The sequence below is a fragment of the Rhizobium sp. CF122 genome, from assembly GCF_000282035.1.
In the GTDB taxonomy this organism is placed as follows: Bacteria; Pseudomonadota; Alphaproteobacteria; order Rhizobiales; family Rhizobiaceae; genus Rhizobium.
In genome coordinates this window covers 1-21,198 of sequence record NZ_AKKA01000126.1, presented here as the reverse complement: position 1 = coordinate 21,198, position 21,198 = coordinate 1, and the positions used below count along the sequence as shown (strand labels likewise).

General features: G+C 59.3%; 25 protein-coding genes. 17 read left to right on the top strand and 8 right to left on the bottom strand.

Going from position 1 to position 21,198, the window contains the following annotated elements; genetic code table 11:
- Positions 1 to 11: 11 nt before the first annotated feature.
- Both iolE and iolB read left to right on the top strand, forming a co-directional pair.
- Positions 12 to 929 carry a myo-inosose-2 dehydratase gene (gene iolE / locus PMI09_RS29510; RefSeq protein ID WP_007802987.1) on the top strand — a complete coding sequence of 306 codons (918 nt, stop codon included), beginning with the start codon at positions 12 to 14 and terminating at the stop codon, positions 927 to 929.
- Positions 930 to 973: 44 nt separating this feature from the next.
- A complete protein-coding gene (iolB, locus tag PMI09_RS29505; protein WP_007802985.1) occupies positions 974 to 1,768 on the top strand; it encodes a 5-deoxy-glucuronate isomerase in 795 nt (264 codons plus the stop codon).
- A 300-nt stretch (positions 1,769 to 2,068) separates the two neighbouring features.
- Here the strand turns inward: iolB and PMI09_RS29495 are convergent, their stop codons facing one another.
- A complete protein-coding gene (locus PMI09_RS29495) occupies positions 2,069 to 2,506 on the bottom strand; it encodes a glyoxalase superfamily protein (protein WP_007802980.1) in 438 nt (145 codons plus the stop codon).
- Between the two features lie 332 nt (positions 2,507 to 2,838).
- Here PMI09_RS29495 and PMI09_RS29485 point away from each other — a divergent pair, with 332 nt between their 5' ends.
- Positions 2,839 to 3,171: a hypothetical protein gene (locus tag PMI09_RS29485; protein ID WP_037084548.1), complete on the top strand. Its 333-nt coding sequence runs from the start codon at positions 2,839 to 2,841 to the stop codon at positions 3,169 to 3,171.
- A gap of 53 nt (positions 3,172 to 3,224) precedes the next feature.
- On the opposite strand, the gene PMI09_RS29480 is transcribed toward PMI09_RS29485, so the two are convergent.
- Positions 3,225 to 3,671 carry a baeRF12 domain-containing protein gene (locus PMI09_RS29480; RefSeq protein WP_007802975.1) on the bottom strand — a complete coding sequence of 149 codons (447 nt, stop codon included), beginning with the start codon at positions 3,669 to 3,671 and terminating at the stop codon, positions 3,225 to 3,227.
- A gap of 82 nt (positions 3,672 to 3,753) precedes the next feature.
- Between PMI09_RS29480 and PMI09_RS30815 the strand changes: the two genes are divergently transcribed.
- From PMI09_RS30815 to PMI09_RS29470, 3 genes are all read left to right on the top strand, one after another.
- Complete coding sequence (locus PMI09_RS30815) at positions 3,754 to 4,068, top strand: DUF2177 family protein (protein WP_081499130.1); 315 nt, start codon at positions 3,754 to 3,756, stop codon at positions 4,066 to 4,068.
- 132 nt (positions 4,069 to 4,200) lie between these two features.
- Positions 4,201 to 4,596, top strand: coding sequence for a hypothetical protein (locus PMI09_RS29475; protein ID WP_007802973.1), 396 nt, complete (start codon positions 4,201 to 4,203; stop codon positions 4,594 to 4,596).
- Positions 4,597 to 4,690: 94 nt separating this feature from the next.
- Positions 4,691 to 5,803: a pyridoxal phosphate-dependent aminotransferase gene (locus tag PMI09_RS29470; RefSeq protein ID WP_007802971.1), complete on the top strand. Its 1,113-nt coding sequence runs from the start codon at positions 4,691 to 4,693 to the stop codon at positions 5,801 to 5,803.
- A 127-nt stretch (positions 5,804 to 5,930) separates the two neighbouring features.
- Here the strand turns inward: PMI09_RS29470 and PMI09_RS29465 are convergent, their stop codons facing one another.
- Positions 5,931 to 6,197 (bottom strand): sel1 repeat family protein, encoded by a 267-nt coding sequence (locus tag PMI09_RS29465; protein WP_007802970.1) that lies wholly within the window; start codon positions 6,195 to 6,197, stop codon positions 5,931 to 5,933.
- A 436-nt stretch (positions 6,198 to 6,633) separates the two neighbouring features.
- Between PMI09_RS29465 and PMI09_RS29460 the strand changes: the two genes are divergently transcribed.
- Positions 6,634 to 6,972, top strand: coding sequence for a DUF2147 domain-containing protein (locus PMI09_RS29460; RefSeq protein ID WP_007802968.1), 339 nt, complete (start codon positions 6,634 to 6,636; stop codon positions 6,970 to 6,972).
- Positions 6,973 to 7,032: 60 nt separating this feature from the next.
- Here the strand turns inward: PMI09_RS29460 and PMI09_RS29455 are convergent, their stop codons facing one another.
- Positions 7,033 to 7,731, bottom strand: a complete 699-nt coding sequence (locus PMI09_RS29455) for a glutathione S-transferase N-terminal domain-containing protein (protein WP_007802966.1) — start codon at positions 7,729 to 7,731, stop codon at positions 7,033 to 7,035.
- A gap of 155 nt (positions 7,732 to 7,886) precedes the next feature.
- Between PMI09_RS29455 and PMI09_RS31825 the strand changes: the two genes are divergently transcribed.
- Together PMI09_RS31825 and amn are read left to right on the top strand one after the other, a co-directional pair.
- A complete protein-coding gene (locus PMI09_RS31825; RefSeq protein WP_007802964.1) occupies positions 7,887 to 8,063 on the top strand; it encodes a hypothetical protein in 177 nt (58 codons plus the stop codon).
- Positions 8,064 to 8,156: 93 nt separating this feature from the next.
- Positions 8,157 to 9,653: an AMP nucleosidase gene (gene amn, locus PMI09_RS29450; protein ID WP_007802962.1), complete on the top strand. Its 1,497-nt coding sequence runs from the start codon at positions 8,157 to 8,159 to the stop codon at positions 9,651 to 9,653.
- Between the two features lie 9 nt (positions 9,654 to 9,662).
- Here amn and PMI09_RS29445 read toward each other — a convergent pair whose 3' ends face one another.
- Positions 9,663 to 9,887, bottom strand: coding sequence for a hypothetical protein (locus tag PMI09_RS29445; RefSeq protein WP_007802960.1), 225 nt, complete (start codon positions 9,885 to 9,887; stop codon positions 9,663 to 9,665).
- Between the two features lie 148 nt (positions 9,888 to 10,035).
- Between PMI09_RS29445 and PMI09_RS29440 the strand changes: the two genes are divergently transcribed.
- From PMI09_RS29440 to PMI09_RS29425, 4 genes are read left to right on the top strand one after another with little or no spacing between them, the layout of a single operon-like run.
- Positions 10,036 to 10,395: a YciI family protein gene (locus PMI09_RS29440; RefSeq protein ID WP_007802958.1), complete on the top strand. Its 360-nt coding sequence runs from the start codon at positions 10,036 to 10,038 to the stop codon at positions 10,393 to 10,395.
- A 10-nt stretch (positions 10,396 to 10,405) separates the two neighbouring features.
- On the top strand, positions 10,406 to 10,765 hold the full coding sequence (locus PMI09_RS29435; protein ID WP_007802956.1) for a YciI family protein: 360 nt from the start codon (positions 10,406 to 10,408) through the stop codon (positions 10,763 to 10,765).
- 4 nt (positions 10,766 to 10,769) lie between these two features.
- Entirely contained in the window at positions 10,770 to 11,129 is a 360-nt protein-coding gene (locus tag PMI09_RS29430; protein ID WP_007802954.1) for a YciI family protein, read from the top strand.
- A 3-nt stretch (positions 11,130 to 11,132) separates the two neighbouring features.
- Positions 11,133 to 12,377: an RNA polymerase sigma factor gene (locus PMI09_RS29425; protein ID WP_007802952.1), complete on the top strand. Its 1,245-nt coding sequence runs from the start codon at positions 11,133 to 11,135 to the stop codon at positions 12,375 to 12,377.
- Here PMI09_RS29425 and PMI09_RS29420 read toward each other — a convergent pair.
- On the bottom strand, positions 12,345 to 13,307 hold the full coding sequence (locus tag PMI09_RS29420) for a lysylphosphatidylglycerol synthase domain-containing protein (protein ID WP_007802950.1): 963 nt from the start codon (positions 13,305 to 13,307) through the stop codon (positions 12,345 to 12,347). The genes PMI09_RS29425 and PMI09_RS29420 overlap by 33 nt on opposite strands.
- 69 nt (positions 13,308 to 13,376) lie before the next feature.
- Between PMI09_RS29420 and PMI09_RS29415 the strand changes: the two genes are divergently transcribed.
- Together PMI09_RS29415 and PMI09_RS29410 are read left to right on the top strand one after the other, a co-directional pair.
- A complete protein-coding gene (locus tag PMI09_RS29415) occupies positions 13,377 to 14,393 on the top strand; it encodes a glycosyltransferase family 2 protein (RefSeq protein WP_007802948.1) in 1,017 nt (338 codons plus the stop codon).
- Positions 14,386 to 15,882, top strand: a complete 1,497-nt coding sequence (locus PMI09_RS29410; protein ID WP_007802946.1) for a glycosyltransferase family 39 protein — start codon at positions 14,386 to 14,388, stop codon at positions 15,880 to 15,882. Before PMI09_RS29415 ends, PMI09_RS29410 begins: the two co-directional genes overlap by 8 nt.
- A 9-nt stretch (positions 15,883 to 15,891) precedes the next feature.
- Here the strand turns inward: PMI09_RS29410 and PMI09_RS29405 are convergent, their stop codons facing one another.
- On the bottom strand, positions 15,892 to 17,259 hold the full coding sequence (locus tag PMI09_RS29405) for an aspartate aminotransferase family protein (protein WP_007802944.1): 1,368 nt from the start codon (positions 17,257 to 17,259) through the stop codon (positions 15,892 to 15,894).
- 53 nt (positions 17,260 to 17,312) lie between these two features.
- Here PMI09_RS29405 and PMI09_RS29400 point away from each other — a divergent pair, with 53 nt between their 5' ends.
- Positions 17,313 to 18,695, top strand: coding sequence for a glutamine synthetase family protein (locus tag PMI09_RS29400; protein ID WP_007802942.1), 1,383 nt, complete (start codon positions 17,313 to 17,315; stop codon positions 18,693 to 18,695).
- Between the two features lie 101 nt (positions 18,696 to 18,796).
- Here PMI09_RS29400 and PMI09_RS29395 read toward each other — a convergent pair whose 3' ends face one another.
- The gene (locus PMI09_RS29395; protein ID WP_007802939.1) at positions 18,797 to 19,741 is read right to left on the bottom strand and encodes a diacylglycerol/lipid kinase family protein; all 945 of its coding nucleotides are present in this window, start codon (positions 19,739 to 19,741) and stop codon (positions 18,797 to 18,799) included.
- 316 nt (positions 19,742 to 20,057) lie between these two features.
- Here PMI09_RS29395 and PMI09_RS29385 point away from each other — a divergent pair.
- On the top strand, positions 20,058 to 21,198 hold a 1,141-nt coding region (locus PMI09_RS29385; protein WP_007802935.1), incomplete at its 3' end, for an MFS transporter.

Below are 21,198 nucleotides of genomic sequence, written 5' to 3'. Positions count from 1 at the left end.
GGAGACTATTGATGAAGGCCAAACTTGGCATGTCGCCGATCGCCTGGTGGAACGACGATCTTCCTGAACTCAGCGACGATGTGTCCCTGGAGGAATGCCTGCGCCAATCGCGCTCTGCGGGCTTTACCGGTATGGAACAGGGCCGCCGCTTCCCCAACAATCCGGCCGAGATGCTGCCCATCCTGCGCGCCGCCGACGTGACGCTTTGCGGCGGCTGGTTCTCCGGCACGCTGGTCGACGAGGATCTTGCTGCCAACAAAGACCGCATCGCGCCGATGATCGAGCTGTTCAAGGCCGTCAACGCGCCCTGCATTGTTTATGGCGAGGTCGGTCGTTCGATCCAGGGCGACCGCTCCAAGCCGCTCGCGACCAAGCCGCGCCTCTCCGACGACGAGATGAAGGTGTACGGCCGTCGCCTCACCGAATTCGGCGAGTGGTGTGCCGAACAGGGCATGCCGCTTTCCTATCACCATCATATGGCGGCCGTGGTCGAGACCGAGCCGGAACTCGACGCCTTCATGCGCAATTCGGGCGAAGGCATTCCGCTGCTGCTCGATGCCGGGCATCTGGCCTTTGCCGGCGGTGACGTGCTGCGCGCCATCGACAATCACCACGCCCGTATCAACCACGTGCACGTCAAGGATATCCGCAAGGCCGTCGTCGATGGACTCGACCGCAGTAGGCAGTCCTTCCTCGATGCGGTGGCGCTCGGCGCCTTCACCGTACCGGGCGACGGCTCGCTCGATTTCGGCGCGATCGTCCAGCGACTGGCCAACTACGGTTATGAGGGCTGGTTTGTCGTCGAGGCCGAGCAGGATCCGCGCAAGGCTCCGCCCCAAAAGATGGCTGAGATCGGCCATGCCGAACTGATGCGCGTGATGACCGCGGCGGGCTACACCGTCGAAACGGAAGGCTTCCCCAAGGGATAGCGTTCTGCCTAAGATCATTGAGATCGAATGAAGGAAATCAGTTCATGCCGAACCTTCTCGTAAAACCCAAGGGTGACCACGGCCGCGTCACCCATGTCACGCCGGAAACCGCCGGATGGACCTATGTCGGCTTCGACCTGCATCGCCTTAAGCCCGGCGAGACCGTCTCCGGCGAAGCCGGCGACCGCGAAGTCTGCCTCGTCTGGGTGGCCGGCAAGGGCAAGGCCACGGCCGCAGGAGAGGATTTCGGCTCGGTCGGCGGGCGCATGAGCCCGTTCGAGGGTGCGCCGCATTCGCTCTATGTGCCGGCCGGCTCCAGTTGGTCGGTGACGGCCGAAACGAACATGGAGCTTGCCGTTTGCTCGGCGCCCGGTGGCGGCGCCTACAAGGCAAAGCTCATCCCGCCCGGCGTGCACCCGCAATTCCAGCGCGGCAAGGGCTCTAATGTGCGTCTCGTGACCAACATCATGCCCGAGGATGACAACTCCGCCCATTCGCTGCTGGTGGTCGAGGTCATCACGCCAAACGGCAACACGTCCTCTTACCCCTCTCACAAACACGACCAGGACAATGTGCCGAACGAGAGTCTGCTGGAGGAGACCTATTACCACCGCATGAACCCGCCGCAGGGCTTCGCCTTCCAACGCGTCTACACCGACGATCGCTCGCTCGACGAAGCGATGGCTGTAGAAAACGGCGACGTGACGCTGGTGCCGAAGGGCTACCACCCCTGCGCCACCATCCATGGCTATGATCTCTATTATCTCAACGTCATGGCCGGCCCGAAGCGGGTGTGGAAGTTCCACAACCAGCCGGAGCACGAATGGCTGCTGAAATAAGGCGGCGTACGATCGCTAAATAATCTGACAGCCGGCAAGCCGCGCAGATGGTTCACTGCCTCCATCGAAATCGAACCGATGGAGGACTACCATGCACGGCTCAATCACTATTCTTCGTGCCCACGCTCGCCGCACGCCGGAGACGGCCCGATCACGGCTCGTTGCCGCCCTGCTCTCTTTTTATCACTGGAGCCGAGGCAAGACCGTCAAGGTTTGCTGTCAGGAATGTGCTGAGGCCCTGAAGGAGGCCTCAGCCGCCGCAGCCGCAAGCACCGTGCACGGCAAGGACTAAGTGCCTCGCTAGATGTCGAGCACGAGATGCGGGACACCGTTCGACGTCTTCCGCGGCGATACGCCATTGCCGTCGATCTGCGCATTGATGCGCTGACGGAAGGCGGAAAAGCTCTCGAAGGTCACGACGTCCACCGGTTCGTCGAAGTGGATGGTGATCTTGTGACGCCCGCCGCCGTGCGCCGAAAGCGCCAGGATCTTGCCGGTGAACGGCTGGCTCAGGTAGCGGCCGCGCACCAAGGAGCCAACGCAGATCGCGGCGATCGGCTCCTCGTTCGGCCGCGTCGCGAGTGCGGAAAGCGTGTTCCAGTCGCGAACGCCATGCTGCTGGGCAACGAGTTCGAGCGCGGCACTGTGTGAAATCGCTGTGCCGCGTGCTTCCATCGCCTGGCGAAGGCGCTTGGCTTGCGACTTCAGTTCTTCAATTGTCGGATATGCGGTGGTCACGGATTCAGCCTTTCGGAAGGCATGCCATTTCGACCGTTACAAGGGAGCTCGCATTGCCTGCAGTCAGCATGCACCAATGGCTGTGACTGAATGATATCGGGGACTTCACCGTGGACTTGTCGTCCGCGAGCGGCCGGCGCCTCGAGCCACGCCCGATATGCTTGAAGGGCGGCGGCGTGTCAAGCCGGACCAATCCGGATGCCCAATAATGAGCCATTTCCCTCTCCAGACAGGCATAAGCTTCGCATTGTAGGGAGATTATTCAGAAGTTGTCAGCAATCTTGCGCTAATCTCGAAGCGTACAACAAGCGGAGGCTACCATGGCCTTTCAGATGCACCTCGACACAGAGCACCCGCAGCCCGAGCAGGCTTACCGGGAATTTTCGCTCGACCGTCCCGGCAAGATCATATTCGTCGGACATCACCTCAGCACGGGAACGCAGGTCCGCTGCCTGATCCGCACGATCACGCTTGCCGGCGCGGTGCTGGAAGTCAGCCCGAACCTCGAGGTGCCGAACCACTTCTTCCTCGAGATCCTCGGCATACACGACGAGATCGGTTCGACGGTGGTCAAGCGCGAGGGAGAACTGGTGACAATCAGCTTCAACATGCTGATCAACCCGGAGTTCCTGCATCATGTCCTGCGGCTGAATTTCGAGAGCTGAGAAGCGGATACGAACGGCGAGGTCCGTATCCACATCCACCGCTTGAAGTCTGACTAGGCCACCAGATGTCGTTCAATCTGGTCGACGGGCAAATTGATGTAATCTTTTGGGACTTCAGCCGAAATTGCAGCCTGAACGTCTGGAGTGAGATTGTCGCGCAGCGTGCCGAGTGCCCTTGGTGGCGCGACTAGAACGATGCGACGCGCCTGCTTTTCGCGCACAAGCAGGTCCATCTTCGCGGCAACCCGCTTCAGAAACTCCGTTTCGGCCTGCTCATGCCAATCTGTTTGCTGCACGGCACTGCCGCTCGAGCCATCTGCGGCATGCGTTCGACCGGGTTTGTCAGTGCCAATTTCCCGATCCGGCTCATTCGGCTGGGACAAGGTCTCCTCAACCTTCAGGTTCATATATGCCACATCACCTGCATTTTGCAGGATCAAGGCCTTGGCACCATCGCAAACGACCACCCACGATTTTGACGGAACTCTGACATCAATCATTTTGATTTCCTCGCTCTGCAATTTTGGAGCGTCGGGCGCGCCGCCGACAATTAGGCAAACGTGCCAGCCGACAAAGAGTTCGATGACATTTCGCGACAATTGCGGTGCTTGGCGCACCAATTGCGATTCGGTGCGCAAAGGCAATAAAGTCAGAAGGAATCAATTAGATGAAGATTGCAGCGCTCGCCTACGGGGGCTCTTTCATCAGCCTACTGGTTCTGGACGCTATATAGCTGGCGCCGTTCTCGGCGCGGCCGCCTGCGAAACTTACGGCCTCACCAATCATGCTACCCTGAGAAACTGGCCTGTGGCGATGACTATCATGGATCTGCGGGGCACGTTTCTCACCGCGCTGTCCGCGGCGGCTGGATTATTGACTGCTCGAATATTCGGTTAGGGCGCGCAAGCAGGCGGAAAAAAGCTGCTTCACTAAAATTGTATTTTCTTCTTTGACAATTGCGCAAAGCATTCGTGTGAGGCTCCAATCGAAGAGGACCGGGATCACCTTGGTTCAAGGGAGACACGCGGGATGTCGATGCTTCGCGCCACACACCTTGCGACCGTGAAATCTGCGGTTTACGAGACGCGCTGGGAACAATTCAACGTAAGGCGCCCAGCCCGGATCGTCGCGGTTCGACCCTGCCTGACCGGCATTTCCATCCGCAGTGCCGAGATCGTCGATATCTCACGCGGTGGCGCCACGTTTGTCGTGTCATCGACCGCAGGCCTGCCAAAGCACTACTACCTCAATATTCTTGGCCTTGCCTACCGGATTGGTTGCGCCGAGGTCTATCGCAATAATGAACGTATTGGCGTGCGGTTCATCAACACAATCGATCCCGAAGTCCTGCGTCGAGTCGTGCGCGCCGATTTCATGGCCGGCAATGTAGAAGCTCTCGAAGCTCGCGGATCCGTGCGTATGTAAATCGCCCACCCCGGGGAATAATGTTTCTTGCCTTGGCGGCAGCACGGCCTATTGTCGGTTCGATTTTTCACAGCATTCAGGAAATCGCTCCAGCATGTCCGCCTTCTCGCGCTTCACGCCGCTTGCTAGCGCCCTCCCCTCCACTGTTCCTTTTGTCGGCCCAGAAGCGATCGAGCGTCAGCGCGGCCTTTCCGTTAAGGCGCGCATCGGCGCCAACGAGAATGGCTTCGGCCCCGCCCCGTCCGTGCTCGCCGCGATGCGCGAGCAGGCTGGCGAGATCTGGAAGTACAACGACCCGGAAAATTACGTTCTCAGAGAGGCCCTTGCCAACCATCTCGGTGTCGGAATCGAATCCATCGCGATCGGCGGCGGCATCGACGAACTGCTCGGCCAGATCGTTCGGCTCGTGATCGAGCCGGGGGCACCTGTCGTGACATCGCTCGGTGGCTATCCGACGTTCAATTTCCACGTTGCAGGCTTCGGCGGACGGCTCGTCACTGCGCCATATGCCAACGATCGCGAGGATCTCAACGGCCTCCTGGAAGCCGTTAAGCGCGAGAACGCGCCACTGGTCTATTTCGCCAATCCTGATAATCCGATGGGAAGCTGGTGGGATGCCGAAAGTATCGTCGCCTTTGCCCGCGCGCTGCCGGAAACCACGATGCTGATCCTCGACGAGGCCTACAGCGAAACCGGACCGGCCGGATCTCTGCCCGCGATCGGCGCGCTCATTGATCTGCCCAACATCGTACGCACACGCACCTTCTCGAAAGCCTATGGCTTGGCCGGCGCGAGGGTTGGCTACGTCATTTCGACACCCGGCACAGCCCGCGCGTTCGACAAGATCCGCAATCATTTCGGGATGAACCGGCTGGCGACGGTCGCAGCGCTGGCGGCGCTTAAGGATCATGCCTATCTCGCCGAGGTGGTGGCAAATATTCACCGCGCGCGCGACCGGATCGCCGGTATTGCCAGGGCCAACAATCTACTTCCGCTTGCCTCTGCAACGAACTTCGTCGCGATCGACACCGGACGGGACGGAACTTATGCTCGTGCCATCGTCGATGGCTTGATGCAACACGGTGTCTTCATTCGTATGCCGGGTGTCGCTCCGCTCAACCGCTGCATCCGCGTCAGCGTCGGACCGGATGCTGACATGGCGTTTTTCGAGGAAGCGCTGCCGCAGGTGCTCAAGACGCTGGGCTAACACAAAGAACCGCGCCGGCCTTGTTCCTGCCGGTCGCGGTTGCTGTTCATGGCATAGGCCTTCTCCAGAACCTGCCAGCCCCTCTTTTATGGTTGTTATTGGCCCCGCGTTGGCGGGGAAACGGTCCTTAGTGGATCGTCATCCATTCGCGAGCAGCCCGTAGCGCCTCTACGATCTGCATTTTGTCCATGCTTGCGGCGACATCAGCGCGAAGCTCGGCGGCGCGGTCGTTGCCTTTTATCGCCGCGATGTTCAACCACTTATGAGCGGCGACCAGATCCACGGCGCAGCCGCGGCCAGTCGCATACATCAGACCCATTTCGCAGAAGATGTCGGCGTTGTTCTCGCCACCCATGGTGGCCATTTCAGCATTATGCATTTCAAAGCGTGCCATCGGTTTTGTCCCTGTTTAGCCTGTTGTCGACTTACCCTGTTTTACCTTCGGGGCCCTGCCGTCTATCGCGGCTTTAGTACCCTTCGGTTCGGCGGGTTTACCCCGCTCGTTTGATGGCTCCACTATGCCAACGCGCCTTCAAAAAACGCCTAAAATGCATGATTAATTTGAAACAAACAAAGTGCAAACGCTTGGTAAAATTGGATTTTTGTTAAACATCGCAATCCCTGCTGATTAAGGATTTTCGACACAATTTTACGGAATATTCAGATCTGAAAATTAACCTTCTGTTCACCACGAAATCAGCATCAAGTAGCTGAAACGGAAGATTTCGGCGCTTCTGGCTCATGAAAAACGGTTGTCGTGGGCCGCAAAAACACATTTACGTTTACGTTCGCGTCATATATTTTCCCGCCGGGACATTAGGGAGGAACGAATGATCCGCACACTTATTCTCGCCAGCGCATTGATGCTTGCCGCCGGAGCAGCCTCTGCAGACGAACCGATCGTCGGCAACTGGAAGACGGCAGCGGGCGATACGGCCCATATTGCATCCTGCGGCGGCAGCTACTGCATCGTGCTGAAGACAGGCAAGTATGCCGGCAAGAAGGTTGGAACGCTCGCAGGAAGCGGCGTCACCTATACCGGCCAGATCACGGATCCGGCCAACGACAAGACCTACAGCGGATCGGGCAACGTTCTCGGAAACTCGTTGAAAATGAAGGGCTGCGTCCTCAACGTGCTTTGCAAATCGCAGACCTGGACGCGCCTGTAGAGGACGAGTCTCGAAAGGAAGCGCCCGGAAAAACTGGCCGGGCGCTTTCTATGTTAGGTGTCAGCGGGCGCGCTGATTGAAGAGGATTTTCTGTGCTTCCTTGTCCTCGGCAAGGTTGCTGCGTTCACGCTCTTCCTTGCCAATCGCCGTGCCACGGATCACGGCCGGACGCGCCATCATCGTCTCGAACCAGCGCTTCAGGTTGGGAAACTCGTTGAGGTCCTGTCCTTGCTTCTCGTACGGAATCACCCAGCCAATGCAGGCCATGTCGGCGATCGAATAGTCGCCGGCGAGATATTCGCGCTCCACCAACCGCTTGTTCATCACGCCGTATAGGCGGTTTACTTCGTTGGTATAGCGATTGATGCCGTACTCGATCTTCTCCGGCGCATAGCCGCGGAAGTGATGCGCCTGGCCAGCCATCGGACCCAATCCACCCACCTGCCAGAAAAGCCACTCCTCGATCTGGATGCGTGTGCGCTCCTCCGCCGAATAGAACTTCCCGAATTTGCGGCCGAGATACTGCAGAATGGCGCCCGATTCGAACACGGAGATCGGTTCACCGCCGGGACCATCCGGATCGATGATCGCGGGCATTCGGTTGTTCGGAGCGATTTTCAGGAATTCCGGCGCGAATTGTTCGCCCCGGCCGATATTGATGTACTTGACCTCGTAGGGAACGCCGAGTTCCTCGAGCATGATGCTGATCTTCCAGCCATTTGGCGTCGGCCAATAGTAAAGCTCAATCGGTGCCGTCATGAAAATCTCCTTTGCGGGACTAAGGAGATAAGCAGCGCCCGCCGTGCTTCAAGCCGCCCGGCTTCCTGAACGCCTGATGAACCGTGATCTCAGCACTGGTTCAGCGACAACGTGGCAAAACTGTCTCAACGCTAAGGCGATACCGAGGCAAAGTCATGGATATGCTCATTTTGGCAAGACGTTTCACCATCATCACACTGTTTGCGGCAGTCTTCGCCGTCAGCTTCTCGGCTGCTGTCAGCCGCAATGCAGGCGGCGGCGCGCAGTCCCACTTCGGAGCCAATTACACATGCTTCGACGCCAGCAGTCCATTCTGCCGAACAAGCCGCTGATCCGACCCACGGCGGTAGTCGCCACCCCCAAAAACTGCGCAATCCCCTCTGCCGCGTCGTTTGCTTGTTAAAAACAACACTCTATAATGGCGCATGAGCAAACGAATCTCTTCCCCTCTCGACATTTCGTCCCCCTCTCCTTTCGTTCCGCAAACCTTCGACGACCCGGTCAAGGCTGTCGACGTGCTGACGGAACTCTACGAGCGCAACACCACCTTCCTGATCGAAAGCTTCGCCAAGCTCGCCAAAGGCGCGCCGATAACATCGCGCTATCGCGCCTTTTATCCGCAGGTCAGCATCGAGACGACCAGTTACGGCCACATCGATACCCGACTGTCCTACGGCCACGTCACCGCGCCCGGAATCTACACGACGACGATCACGCGACCGCAACTCTTCCGGCACTATCTGAAGCAGCAGCTAGGCCTGCTGATGAAAAATCACAACGTGCCCGTCATCGTCTCTGAATCGGCAACGCCAATTCCCCTGCATTTTGCTTTCGGAGAGGGCGCGCACGTCGAGGCATCCGCCGCGGCATTCATGGACATTCCGATGCGCGATCTGTTCGACACACCGGACCTGAACACGACGGACGACGAAATCGCCAACGGCGAATACATTCCGCCGCCGGGCGAACCTTCGCCGCTTGCTGCCTTTACGGCGCAGCGCATCGACTATTCGCTTGCGCGGCTTGCCCACTACACCGCGACCGGCGCCCAGCACTTCCAGAATTTCGTGCTGTTTACGAACTACCAGTTCTACATCGACGAGTTCTGCACTTGGGCACGCAAGCTGATGGCAGAAGGGGGCGATGGCTATACGGCCTTCGTCGAGCCCGGCAACATCATCACGCATGCCGGCTCCAGTCAGCCCGAGACCGACGTTACGCTTGCACGCCTGCCACAGATGCCTGCCTACCATCTGAAAAAGAAGGGGCATGCCGGCATCACCATGATCAACATTGGAGTCGGTCCGTCCAACGCCAAGACGATCACCGACCACGTGGCAGTGCTTCGCCCGCATGCCTGGCTGATGCTCGGCCATTGCGCGGGCCTGCGCAATAGCCAGCGCCTGGGCGATTACGTCCTGGCACATGCCTATATGCGCGAAGACCATGTCCTGGACGACGATCTGCCCGTCTGGGTGCCCATTCCGGCGCTGGCGGAAGTCCAGGTCGCCCTTGAGGGGGCCGTTGCAGAGATCACGGGCTATGAGGGCTTCGAATTGAAGCGCATCATGCGCACTGGCACGGTCGGCACGATCGACAACCGGAACTGGGAGTTGCGCGACCAGCGCGGCCCGGTCAAGCGTCTGTCCCAGGCTCGTGCCATTGCGCTCGACATGGAATCGGCGACGATTGCGGCAAACGGCTTCCGCTTCCGCGTGCCCTACGGCACGCTGCTCTGCGTATCCGACAAACCGCTACATGGCGAATTGAAGCTGCCGGGTATGGCGACTGCCTTCTACAGGACGCAGGTCAACCAGCATCTGCAGATCGGTATCCGTGCGATCCAGAAGCTCGCCGCGATGCCGCCGGAAGCGCTGCATTCGCGCAAGCTCAGAAGCTTCTTCGAAACGGCCTTTCAATAGGCCGTTTCGTTACTGGCGTGTGGCGGCAACCGCATTGGTTGCGAGCTGACGCTCATAACGCTCACCGGCAGTATCAAGCACTAGGATAGCAACCGCCAGGAAGGCTGCGGCCGCAGCAAACCGGGTGATCACGGCCCCCGTCGTCGGCAATTCCGCATCGGCCCGATGATGCTGCTTTTTCTGTTGGCGACCTGCGCGGATGCAGTTCGCCAGCACAATCTCGAAAAGACCCATCGTCGTCACTCCATGTTGCTGACGACACTTGGTCGAAACCAGCCTGCTTGTTTCGACGCAAACTTCCGTAAAAAGATTCGTTCGCATCCTGTCGAAATCGCCCTAGGCTGATCGTCCAATGATTGTTGGCAGCCAGGGAGAGCGAACGATGAAATATCTCTGCCAAGTCTGGTTCGAGCCTGCAAAGCTTGAAGCCATGACCGATGAAGAGAAAAGGAATCTCGACAGGGCGTCCCTCACCTACGACGATGATCTGATCGCCAGCGGGCATATGCTTGCCGCGCATGCGCTGCAATCACCGAAGAATGCCGTAACTGTCCGCGTCCGCAACGACGAGATGTCTGTGACTGACGGGCCTTACGCGGAAACGAAAGAGCAGCTCGGCGGCTTCATTCTGATCGATGCGAAAGATCTGAACGATGCCATTCGCGTTGCGGCCGGCATCCCACTCGCAAAATTGGGATCAATCGAGGTTCGGCCGATCTACGATATTCCGGTCCACAATTGAGGGAGACGTTATGAAATATCTCTGCCAGATCTGGTTCGATACCGAGAGGAGCAAGCTCGTACCGCAGGAAGAGTGGGATGCGCTGACGCAAGAATGCATCGTAAGCGACGACCATTGGCGAGACCGCGGCGTCCTGCAAGCCGCGCTTGCCCTACACGCACCCGAAACGGCCGTAACCCTGCGCCTGAAGCAAGGCGTCACGACGGCAACCGACGGCCCCTTCGCCGAAATCAAGGAACACCTCGGCGGCTTCGTGCTGATCGAAGCCGCGGATATGGAGGAAGCCAAGGCGATCGTCTCAACGTTGCCGATACTGAAGTACGCTGCGATTGAGATCCGCCCCGGCTATTCCATCAAAGACGGAAGGTGATGCCATGCGCTATATTTGCCTGATCTACAATTCGGCTGATATCGAGGGTCGCCAGACCGCGGCCGAAACCGAAGCCGTCGTTCGCGCGCATTTCAGCTTTGACGAAGACCTGCGCGATCGCGGTACGCTGGTCCATGCCGATGCTCTGGAAACGCCCGATAAGGCCGTCGTATTGCGGGTGCGTAAGAACGAGATCAGCATGACGGACGGTCCTTATGTCGAGACGAAGGAGCATCTGGCTGGCGTCTATGTTATCGATGCCTCGGATATGGATGAGGCCACAGCAATCGCCGCTGGAATTCCCTGCGCACAAATTGGTGCTGTGGAGGTCCGCCCGGTGAGGATATTGACACTACCGGAGTAGACCTTGGAACGTCTGATCGAGGATATCTACCGATCGCAATCTCGCCGGGTGCTAGCGACGCTCATCCGTCTCCTCGGCGATTTTGACAGGGCCGAAGAAGCCTTGCATGACGCGTTTGCGGCCGCTGCACGCACATGGCCTCGCGATGGTGTTCCGGCAAACCCCTTCGGCTGGCTTGTTTCCGCCGGACGGTTTCGCGCGATCGACCATATCAGGCGCCGGTCCCGTTTCGATATGTCTGTAAAAGATATCGAGGAAAGTCTGTACGGATCTTTCGACGAAACGGAGATCGGCAACATGGATCTGATCGAAGACGACATGCTCCGCCTGATCTTCACGTGCTGCCACCCGGTGATACCGGCTGACGCGCAGATGGCGATGGCGCTCCGCGAGATATGTGGGCTCACGACCGAGGAGATCGCTCACGCGTTTCTCGTCCCCGCCCCCACCGTGGCACAGCGTATCGTGCGGGCAAAGAACAAGATTCGCACGGCTAAAATTCCCTACGAGGTCCCGGAGCGTGGCGAACTGCCCGAGCGGCTCGACCGGGTGCTGCATGTCATCTATCTGGTTTTCAACGAGGGCTACTCCGCTTCGTCCGGCGACGAAGTTGTCCGAGCCGACCTGACCTTGGAAGCCATCCGCCTCACACGGCTGCTGGCGCGTCTCTTACCGCATCCCGATGTCTCGGGATTACTTGCCCTTCTGCTGCTTCAGGATTCGCGTCGCGCCGCCAGGCGAGGCTCGGAGGGAACCCTCATTCTCCTGGTCGATCAGGATCGCAAGCTTTGGGACCGGGAAAAGATTCGTGAGGGTCTCGCACGCCTCGAGGGCGCGATGCGGAATGGCGAGGTTGGCGTCTACACGCTGCAGGCGGCCATCGCCGCAGAGCACGCGCAAGCCGAAACGCCTGAAAAAACAGACTGGCGGCGCATCGTCAACTACTACGATCTCTTGCTATCAGCTCAGTCGTCGCCGATTGCCGAACTCAACAGGGCAGTCGCAGTGGCGATGGTGGAGGGAGCCGAAAGAGGTCTGCAACTCGTTGACGCAATCCTGCAGGCAGGAGAGCTGGAGAGTTACCACCTGGCGCATTCGGCCCGCGCCGATTTTCTAAGGCAACTGGGACGGAGAGCGGATGCGATTGCGGCATACGAGGCAGCCCTGGGGCTATGTCAGCAAGCGCCTGAGCGGGCATTCCTGAAGAAGCGAATCTCAGAGCTTTCGGTTGCGACCGAGCGGCAGTGATATTGCCGTCCCTGTCAGGGCCGAAACGATGATCAGCAGATGTGCATTGATGCTTGCCTGTGCCAAGGCAGCGAGCGCCGTCTTTTCACTGGACGCACCAAGGGCGACGGCACCGGCGGTTATCCCAGCAGGATAGGTGCCGACACCACCGGGCGCATGCACCGGAAGCACCGACGAAAGCTCGCCGCCAAGCGCGCCGCCGAAGCTTGCAGCCATCGGCAAAACACCCATGAGATTGAGGGCCCAAGCAAGTACCAACACCTTGACGAGCCAGTTGACAACGGTCATCACCCAGGCGCGCGTGAAAGCCGCGGCATCGACCGGGAGCCCCCTCTCGATTTCGACTACGAGCTTCTTCGCCTTCGCCGGCAGAATCCTGCTCGCAAACCGCAATAAAGGTTGCCTGAGTGCAAAAGCGGCCACTGGAAGCGCCAGGAGGGCGGTCCAAACAAGCCATGCAATGATCTGGTGCGGTGATGCGATTGCAAAGCCTATGCCGGCGGCAGCCAGCAAGGCGTGCAGGTCAAGCAAACGCATCACGAAAAGCGCAGACGTGCCCCGCGCCAGCGGGATACCGAACTCGGTGCGCATCAAGACCGGAAAGCTGGTCTCTCCGGTTCGAAACGGCAGCATGATGTTCAGGAGGTTGTGGATCTGCGTAACGCGGAAGAGTATTTTGAAGCGCCCGGCCGTCTCACGCGGGAAGTAGTCATAGATGCGCCAGGTCCTGAGGAAGTAGGTGCTGGTAAGCAAAATCAGGGCGCTGGCAACCGAGATTGTACCCACTTCAGCCCATTGTCCGAGAATGACCGACCAACCCCAGAACCACTGGATGAAAAGCGCATAAGCGGCCACAATTGCGATCGTCAGCAGCGTCATTCGATTGCGGATAAACCAGGATTGTCGGCTGGCAACAACCGGAAACTTCATATAGTAGGCTTTCCTGACTATTGCGGCTGAAGCCGCCTGCGCCCGTGCGCCTTGTAGGAGAAATCAAACGTGCAGACAACGGTAGACTCGCGTCAAGGCCTCGTGGAAGCGATGCGGCCGGTCGAATTGTCGCTGGTTGTGCCTGTCTTTAACGAGGAAGAGAGCGTCGGCCCACTTATCGATCGCATCTGCTTGGCCATGACAGGTTATCCTGATCACTGGGAACTGATCCTGATTGACGACGGCAGCACGGATGCGACACTAGCAAATGCGCGCAAGAATATCGGCCGCGAGGGCCTTGTCCTGCGGATTGTCGAGCTGCAGCGCAACTTCGGCCAGACCGCCGCAATGCAGGCCGGCATCGACGCCGCGACAGGGCGGTTGATCGCCACCATGGACGGCGACCTGCAGAACGATCCGAAGGACATTCCGTCCATGGTCGCTGAACTCGAGCGCCGCCAACTGGATCTTCTCGTCGGCTGGCGCAGGAACCGGCAGGACGGCCTGCTGCTGCGCAAGATCCCGTCATGGTGCGCCAACTACCTGATCGGGCGCATTACCGGTGTGAAACTGCACGACTATGGCTGCAGCCTGAAAATCTACCGTGCCTCGATCATCAAGCAAGTGAAGCTGATGGGCGAAATGCACCGCTTCATCCCCGCCTGGGTTGCCGGCGTCGTGCCGAGCTCGCGCATCGGCGAGATGGTCGTGACCCACCATGCCCGTCAGCACGGGCAGTCCAAGTACGGCATCTCGCGCACCTTCCGCGTTATCCTCGACCTGCTCTCTGTCATGTTCTTCATGCGCTACAAGGCACGGCCGGGCCACTTCTTCGGCTCGCTGGGCCTCGGCCTCGGTGCGATCTCCGCGCTGATTATGCTGTATCTGTTCGTCGACAAATTCATCCTGGGCAACGATATCGGCACCCGCCCGATGCTGATGGTCGGCGTCGTCTTCATGCTTTCGTCGGTCCAACTGATCACGACAGGTATTCTCGCAGAGATGATCGCCCGCACCTACTATCGCGACGACACCTCACCGAACTACATCGTCCGCCAAGTCTTCGATGGAAGCGAGAATGCGTAATCTGCTGGCTCGGAAGCCGGATACCATTGTCCTTCTGCTGGCGGCATATTTCGTTGTCAGCTTCATCGTCCGTCTGCTGGTGCCAAACGGCCTGCGAGTAGATGAATCCCAGCAGGCGTTCTTCTCGCAGTGGCTCGTTGCCGGCTACGACACTCAGCCGCCGCTCTATAATTGGTTCCAGGCCATGGTCGTGTCCGTCCTCGGACTGTCGATCGCAACGATTGCCGCAGCCAAGAACCTTGTCCTGTTTTTTCTTTTCCTGAGCTACTACAAGCTCGCAAAACTCGTACTCGATGACCGGTTGTTCGCCGCCATCGCGACGCTTTCGCTGTTCGTGATTCCGCAGGTTTTCTGGCAGGCACAAAGGGACCTGACCCATACGGTCGCCCAGATGCTGATGATCAACCTGCTTCTCTACAGCATCGTCAAAACGCTGAAGGCGCCGTCGCTGCTCTCCTACGTGATGATCGGCGTGACGCTTGGCCTCGGCATGCTGACGAAGTACAACTTCACCCTCGTTGTTTCCGCCGCACTGGTTGCGGTGTTCCTGCATCCGGACGGACTGAAGCGGCTGTTCGACAGGCGTTTTCTGTTGTCGCTGGCTATTGCGGTCCTCATCTTCCTACCGCATGGCCTTTGGCTGCTCGACAATCTAGGCTTGGCCGCAACTCGCACACTAAATACCATGGCGCAAGAAGCGCCCACTGGCACACTCGCTAAGCTGATCAAGGGGCCGACAGAGTTCTTCGGGCAGGTCCTCGTGATCATGGCGCCGCTCGTTGCGGTATATGCGATCATCTTCGGCAAGAAATTTCTCCGCAATTTGCGACCGACGACAGTTTGGGCTCACTTTTTCGACACCATCTTCCTGGTGATTGGGCTGCAGGTTCTGTTGCTGGTTTTCGCCATCGGCATAACGTCCATGCGTGACCGGTGGGTGCTGCCCCTCCTATTCCTGATGCCGATCGCATTTTGCCTGAAGATGCAGGCGCGCGGGATTCGAGCCGAGGATTTCGCAAAGCGCTTCTTTGTCGTGCCGCTTGCAGTGATGATCGTGGTGCCGTCGCTGGTTTTCGTGCGCGCGAATGTACCGACGCTTTTCGGCCGACCGGAGGCCTACAATGCGCCCTACGAGGAGTTCGTCAGCAGGATTCTTGCCGAGGAAGGCAAGCGCCCCGGGCTCGTGCTAACCGATGGCTGGGCCGCATCCGGCAACCTGCGTCTGCAACTACCCGACGTCCCAACGCTATGCACGTTTTTCGGCAATCTGGAGGTTGACCATGAGTGGACGGCCGAGAAACCAATCCTAGCCGTCTGGCTCACCTCCAAGGAGGGGACGGCTTTGCAGCCGGAATTGGATGCATGGGTACAGAGAAATCTCGGCTCGCAATATTCGGCTGTGGCGGTGAAGCACATGAGTGTCGGCTATGTTCACGGACGACCGGAAGACCAGCGCCTCTTTGGCTACGCTTGGATCTATCCACGCTGACTGTAGCACCTACCTTCTCAGTTCCTGCCATGCGGCATCAAGCGCGATCTTCGTAATACGCGCCATCTCATCCACCTCCTCGTACCTAATAACGAGAGGCGGTGAAGCCAGCATCCGGTCTCCCGTGGCGCGCAGAACAAGTCCGTTTGCGAGAGCATGATTGCGCACCAGCGCGCCGACCGCATCCGGCTTTTCGAAGCGCATGCGGCTTGCCTTGTCAGAAGTCAATTGAAGCGCGCCCATGAGGCCGACGCTCACGGCCTCGCCAACGAGATCGTGCTCACCAAGAGCGCCCCAGACCGTGCCAAAGTACGGACCGATGTCGTCACGAACGCGTTCGACGAGCCTTTCGTCCTCGATGATGCGGAGATTTTCGAGCGCTGCGGCGGCGCAGACGGGGTGACCGGAGTAGGTGAAGCCATGGTTGAAGTCCCCGACCTCGTTGATCAGAACGTCAGCGATGCGGTCGCTGACGAGCACGCCACCGATCGGGAGATAACCCGAGGAAAGTCCCTTGGCGATCGGTGCCAAGTCAGGTTCGACGCCGAAATACTGATGGCCGAACCATTCCCCTAGACGGCCGAAGCCGCAAATCACCTCATCGCAGACAAGGAGGATGTTGCGCGACTTGCATATGCGGGCGATCTCCGGCCAGTAGGTTTCGGGCGGGATGATGACACCTGCGGCACCCTGAATCGGCTCAGCCACGAACGCCGCGACATTCTCTTCGCCGAGTTCGTCGATCTTCGCCTCCAGCTCACGTGCCACCTTCAGGCCGAACTCGGCCTGAGACAGCTCGCCGCCCTCGCCGTACCAGTAAGGTTGTCCGATGTGCGCAATTCCCGGTATCGGCAGGTCGCCCTGCTCATGCATATACTTCATACCACCGAGGCTGGCGCCGGCAACCGTAGAGCCGTGGTAACCGTTCTTCCGGGCGATCACGATCTTCTTCGAAGCCTTGCCGACCGCGCTCCAATAGACGCGTGCCATACGAAACCATGTGTCGTTCGCCTCGGAGCCTGAGCCGGTGAAAAAGACATGGTTGAAGTCAGGCCCGGCGCGGGATGTGACCTTCTCGGCCAGCAGTGTGGTTGGTGTCGTCGTCGTGCCGAAGAAGGTGTTGTAATAGGGCAGCTCATTCATCTGCCGGGCAACGGCGTCGGTGATCTCCCTGCGCCCGTAGCCAACGTTGACGCACCACAGTCCTGCAAAGCCATCCAGATAGCGTTTGCCTTGGCCGTCCCAGATATAAACTCCCTCGCCGCGCTGTATGATGCGCGTGCCATCAGCATTCAGCTTTCCCATGTCGGAGAACGGATGCAGGTGATGTGCCGCGTCGATAGCGGCGAGATTGGAGCGCGCGTAAGTATCGGACATGATTTGCAAAACACCTTCGGAGATTGAAAGCCTCTTCCCAATAGGCTACGACCTTGGCCTTCTCCGCGGGGATTTTCAAGATCATGGCAGACGACAAGATTCATGGCACGACAGTGGGTGGCGACCCGCGCATCGAGCTCCTGCTCGTTGGCATGAATGGTGACCTGCGCGGGAAGCAGATTCCGCTCGATACCCAGAAGAAGATCTGGGACGGCGAAGTGCGTCTGCCGTCGTCGACGCAGTCGCTCGATATCTGGGGCGACGACAACGACGACATTACCGGCCTCTCGCTTTCCGTAGGCGATCCGGATGGCAATTGCATTCCGGACGAGCGCAGCTTGGCTCCGATGCCATGGGCGCCCGAGGGTTCGATGCAGGTGCTTGCAACCATGCACGAGTTCGACGGCACGCCGAGCTTCATGGATCCCCGCGCTATCCTTGCATCCGTGCTGAAGCGATATGAAGCGCGCGGTCTGACGCCAGTCGTCGCGACCGAACTCGAATTCTACGTCGTCGAACCGGATTGGCGCGAGACCGGCCGGCCTTCGCCGCCTCTCAATCTCACTTATCGCGGCGAGCCGAACGGCTTCCAGCTCTACGACATGAGCGCCGTCGATGCGCTCGACGACTATCTGCAAACCGTACGCTCCTATGCCAAGGCGCAAGGGTTGCCGGCGGATGCGACAACGGCGGAATTCGGCCCCGGACAGTTCGAGATCAATTTGCTGCATCGCCCCGACGCCCTCGCCGCCGCCGACGACTGCATCTATCTGAAGCGTATTGTGGAACAGGCTGCGCGCAAGCACGGGCTAAAGTCGACCTGCATGGCCAAGCCCTACTCCGATCATGCCGGTTCGGGCCTTCACGTACACGCCAGCGTCATCGACAAGGATGGAAACAATATTCTCGATGCAAAAGGCGACGAACCGCGAAAGCTGAAATCCGTCTGCGCCGGCCTGCTTCAAACCATGCGGGATGCGCAACTCGTCTTCGCACCGTTCGCCAACTCCTATCGTCGCTTCCAGCCCGGCTCGTTCGCCCCAGTCGACCTGACCTGGGGCTACGGTCACCGTGGCACGGCGGTCCGCATACCCGATCTGAATGGCCCGGCCGCTCGCATTGAACACCGCGTGGCCGGAGCCGACGCAAACCCCTATCTGCTGCTTGCTGCCATTCTCGGCGGCATGCTGCTTGGCATCGATTCCGAGCTCGATCCCGGCGAGGAGACGACGCCGTCGCACACGCCTGCGCATACGACGCAACTGACCCACGACTTCCTGACAGCCATCGAAACTTTCAGGGCGTCGCCGTTCATCGCCGACATATTCGGGGATCGCTACCAAAAGCTCTACGGAGACACCAAGCGTAAGGAGGCTATCACCTACCTGCGCACGGTCTCCGACTTCGACTATCGCACCTACCTACCGCGCCTGTAGTTGACGTCTTTCAATGCTTGACGATCATCGGACCTGTAAGTGCGGCGATCAGGCTGCCGCGCGTCAAGTACCCGGTCTAAAAATCCCGCAACATGGAGTTGCTAGGGAGCGACTTCGCGCCGCTCGGCTTCGTTAATCTGCGCTGCAAGTCCTTGCTGGACCAAGACCTTGAGTTCGCCGGGATGCAATCTCAACGCAACGTCCCGCTCCAGAGGACGCAACTCGCCATCCATCACGCAATTCGCCTTTGAATGCAGCTTCGGAAAGTGCAAATGCACTTGTGCCGGATGCATTATCATCACGTCCGCATTCTCCTTCACCTTGCCTCTCAAGAGGTCGACCGCCAGGCGTGCGACCCCGAGCGGTTTCAGCGGCTTAGCGGTATAGAAGCCTAGTTCGCCGCTGGTCAGGCTGTCTGCATAAAGCAAGGCATTCTGGCCGAAAGGGTTGTTCGAAACCGAGACCGCGGAAACGCGGCGGCGCTCGTAAACGCCCGCGGCTTCAAAGTCGACCTCGAATTCGGGCGGATTGAGCACGACACCGAAGGCGGCACGCGCGCTTGCTCCCAGCTTTCCGAGACGCGAGCGGTATGTGTAGGAATTTCGATAGCGCACCATGCGCGCATGGAGCCCGGCTGAGAATTGATGAATGAACGGTCGCCCGTTGGCGCTGGCAATATCAACCTGGTCGACTTCGCCAAAGGCGAGTGTCTCAAGCGCCAGCCAGATATCGAGGGGAACGCGCAAGGAACGGGCGAAAAGGTTCATCGTTCCGGCAGGCACCACGCCAAGTGCCACACCGTTCTTCCAAGCAATGGACGCCGCCGCCGAGATGGTGCCGTCTCCGCCGCCGGCGACGATGCCGTCGATGTCGTCGCGGCGAGCTGCACGCTCCATGGCCGGCACGATCTCCTTGCCGGAGAAGACGATCGCATCGAAATCATGGCCGGCCTCTCTGAAGACCGTTTCGGCCCGGCTTTCATAGGCCTCCATATCGGTGGTCCTGAACGTCCCGCCATCTCGATTGAAAAAGCCGATAAGTTTCATAGAGTTCCTGTTATCCGCAGCGAGAGGCGACGGCCTATCCCGCGCTGCTAAGAGATGGTTCTTGCACCAGCGATTTCAAGCTGAAGCGCGCTCCCGCGGACTTCAGGAGCGGGGACAGAACCGCCAAATTTGCAAGGGACGTATGCATATCGGGGAACGCTGCACTGCAGAAAACGCACTCGACGCCCCGCAGCCATTCGTCGATAGATAAGACAATGGAGGATACCTCCATTTCCCTTCATCTCCGGCTTACCGGTCACGGCTGCGCATGCGCCCTCGTCCCGTACGTCACGCATCGAATGCCAAGGAGTGCCTCTTGAGTCAGGTCGCCGTAAACGATTCCATTGAGACGAGCTCTGTGGTCGAAGCGCCATCGCCGATGGCGATCGCACTCGTGCAGGTGGCGCTTGCCTGCGGTGGCTTTGGCATCGGCACCGGCGAATTCGCGATCATGGGCCTGCTACCTAACGTGGCCGACACCTTTTCTGTGACGACGCCGCAGGCAGGCTACGTGATCAGCGCCTATGCACTCGGTGTCGTTGTCGGCGCTCCGATCATCGCGGTGCTTGCTGCGAAAATGGCGCGCCGCTCGCTGCTCCTGCTCGTCATGGGCATCTTTGCAATCGGCAACATCTTGAGCGCGATGGCCCCCACCTTCGAGAGCTTCACGGTGATGCGCTTCATAACGGGCCTGCCGCATGGTGCCTACTTCGGCGTCGCCGCGATCGTCGCTGCATCCATGGTGCCAACGCACAAACGCGCCCGCGCTGTCGGCCGCGTCATGCTCGGGCTGACGGTTGCGACCCTGCTCGGGACGCCGCTCGCCACCGTGTTCGGGCAGTCGCTCAACTGGCGTCTTGCCTTCACGATCGTCGGCATCGTCGGCCTTCTGACGGTTGCTCTGATCTGGCACTACGTGCCGCGCGACCGTGTTGCCGAGGGTGCAAGCTTCAAGCGGGAACTCGGGGCCTTCAAGCGTCCGCAGGTCCTGTTGACGCTCGCCACGGCATCCGTCGGCTTCGGTGGGATGTTTGCCATGTTCAGCTACATCGCGCCGACCACAACGCAGGTCGCGATGCTGCCGGAGAGTATGGTCGCCGTGATGCTGATCATCTTCGGCATCGGCATGAATGTCGGCAACGTCGTCGGCTCCTGGCTCGCCGACAAGTCGCTGATGGGAACGATCGGCGGCAGCCTAGTGTTCAACATCGTCGTGCTGACGCTGTTCTCCCTGACGGCGGCCAATCCCTTCATGCTGGCGCTTTGCGTATTCTGCATCGGGTGCGGCTTTGCCGCCGGTCCCGCCGTCCAAACCCGGCTCATGGATGTCGCCGCGGATGCGCAGACGCTTGCTGCGGCTTCGCACCACTCCGCGTTCAACATCGCGAATGCGCTGGGGGCTTGGCTTGGTGGACTGGTCATTGCACAGGGTTACGGCTTCGCCGCCACTGGCTACG

What these genes read in the sequence shown, in the direction of transcription:
- iolE (WP_007802987.1), top strand. Translation starts at nt 12, where the DNA reads ATGAAGGCCAAACTTGGCATGTCGCCGATCGCCTGGTGGAACGACGAT.
- iolB (WP_007802985.1), top strand. Translation starts at nt 974, where the DNA reads ATGCCGAACCTTCTCGTAAAACCCAAGGGTGACCACGGCCGCGTCACC.
- PMI09_RS29485 (WP_037084548.1), top strand. Translation starts at nt 2,839, where the DNA reads ATGCACCTCGACACAGAGCACCCGCAGCCCGAGCAGGCTTACCGGGAA.
- PMI09_RS29480 (WP_007802975.1), bottom strand. Translation starts at nt 3,671, where the DNA reads ATGATTGATGTCAGAGTTCCGTCAAAATCGTGGGTGGTCGTTTGCGAT.
- PMI09_RS30815 (WP_081499130.1), top strand. Translation starts at nt 3,754, where the DNA reads ATGACATTTCGCGACAATTGCGGTGCTTGGCGCACCAATTGCGATTCG.
- PMI09_RS29475 (WP_007802973.1), top strand. Translation starts at nt 4,201, where the DNA reads ATGTCGATGCTTCGCGCCACACACCTTGCGACCGTGAAATCTGCGGTT.
- PMI09_RS29470 (WP_007802971.1), top strand. Translation starts at nt 4,691, where the DNA reads ATGTCCGCCTTCTCGCGCTTCACGCCGCTTGCTAGCGCCCTCCCCTCC.
- PMI09_RS29465 (WP_007802970.1), bottom strand. Translation starts at nt 6,197, where the DNA reads ATGGCACGCTTTGAAATGCATAATGCTGAAATGGCCACCATGGGTGGC.
- PMI09_RS29460 (WP_007802968.1), top strand. Translation starts at nt 6,634, where the DNA reads ATGATCCGCACACTTATTCTCGCCAGCGCATTGATGCTTGCCGCCGGA.
- PMI09_RS29455 (WP_007802966.1), bottom strand. Translation starts at nt 7,731, where the DNA reads ATGACGGCACCGATTGAGCTTTACTATTGGCCGACGCCAAATGGCTGG.
- PMI09_RS31825 (WP_007802964.1), top strand. Translation starts at nt 7,887, where the DNA reads ATGGATATGCTCATTTTGGCAAGACGTTTCACCATCATCACACTGTTT.
- amn (WP_007802962.1), top strand. Translation starts at nt 8,157, where the DNA reads ATGAGCAAACGAATCTCTTCCCCTCTCGACATTTCGTCCCCCTCTCCT.
- PMI09_RS29445 (WP_007802960.1), bottom strand. Translation starts at nt 9,887, where the DNA reads ATGGGTCTTTTCGAGATTGTGCTGGCGAACTGCATCCGCGCAGGTCGC.
- PMI09_RS29440 (WP_007802958.1), top strand. Translation starts at nt 10,036, where the DNA reads ATGAAATATCTCTGCCAAGTCTGGTTCGAGCCTGCAAAGCTTGAAGCC.
- PMI09_RS29435 (WP_007802956.1), top strand. Translation starts at nt 10,406, where the DNA reads ATGAAATATCTCTGCCAGATCTGGTTCGATACCGAGAGGAGCAAGCTC.
- PMI09_RS29430 (WP_007802954.1), top strand. Translation starts at nt 10,770, where the DNA reads ATGCGCTATATTTGCCTGATCTACAATTCGGCTGATATCGAGGGTCGC.
- PMI09_RS29420 (WP_007802950.1), bottom strand. Translation starts at nt 13,307, where the DNA reads ATGAAGTTTCCGGTTGTTGCCAGCCGACAATCCTGGTTTATCCGCAAT.
- PMI09_RS29410 (WP_007802946.1), top strand. Translation starts at nt 14,386, where the DNA reads ATGCGTAATCTGCTGGCTCGGAAGCCGGATACCATTGTCCTTCTGCTG.
- PMI09_RS29405 (WP_007802944.1), bottom strand. Translation starts at nt 17,259, where the DNA reads ATGTCCGATACTTACGCGCGCTCCAATCTCGCCGCTATCGACGCGGCA.
- PMI09_RS29395 (WP_007802939.1), bottom strand. Translation starts at nt 19,741, where the DNA reads ATGAAACTTATCGGCTTTTTCAATCGAGATGGCGGGACGTTCAGGACC.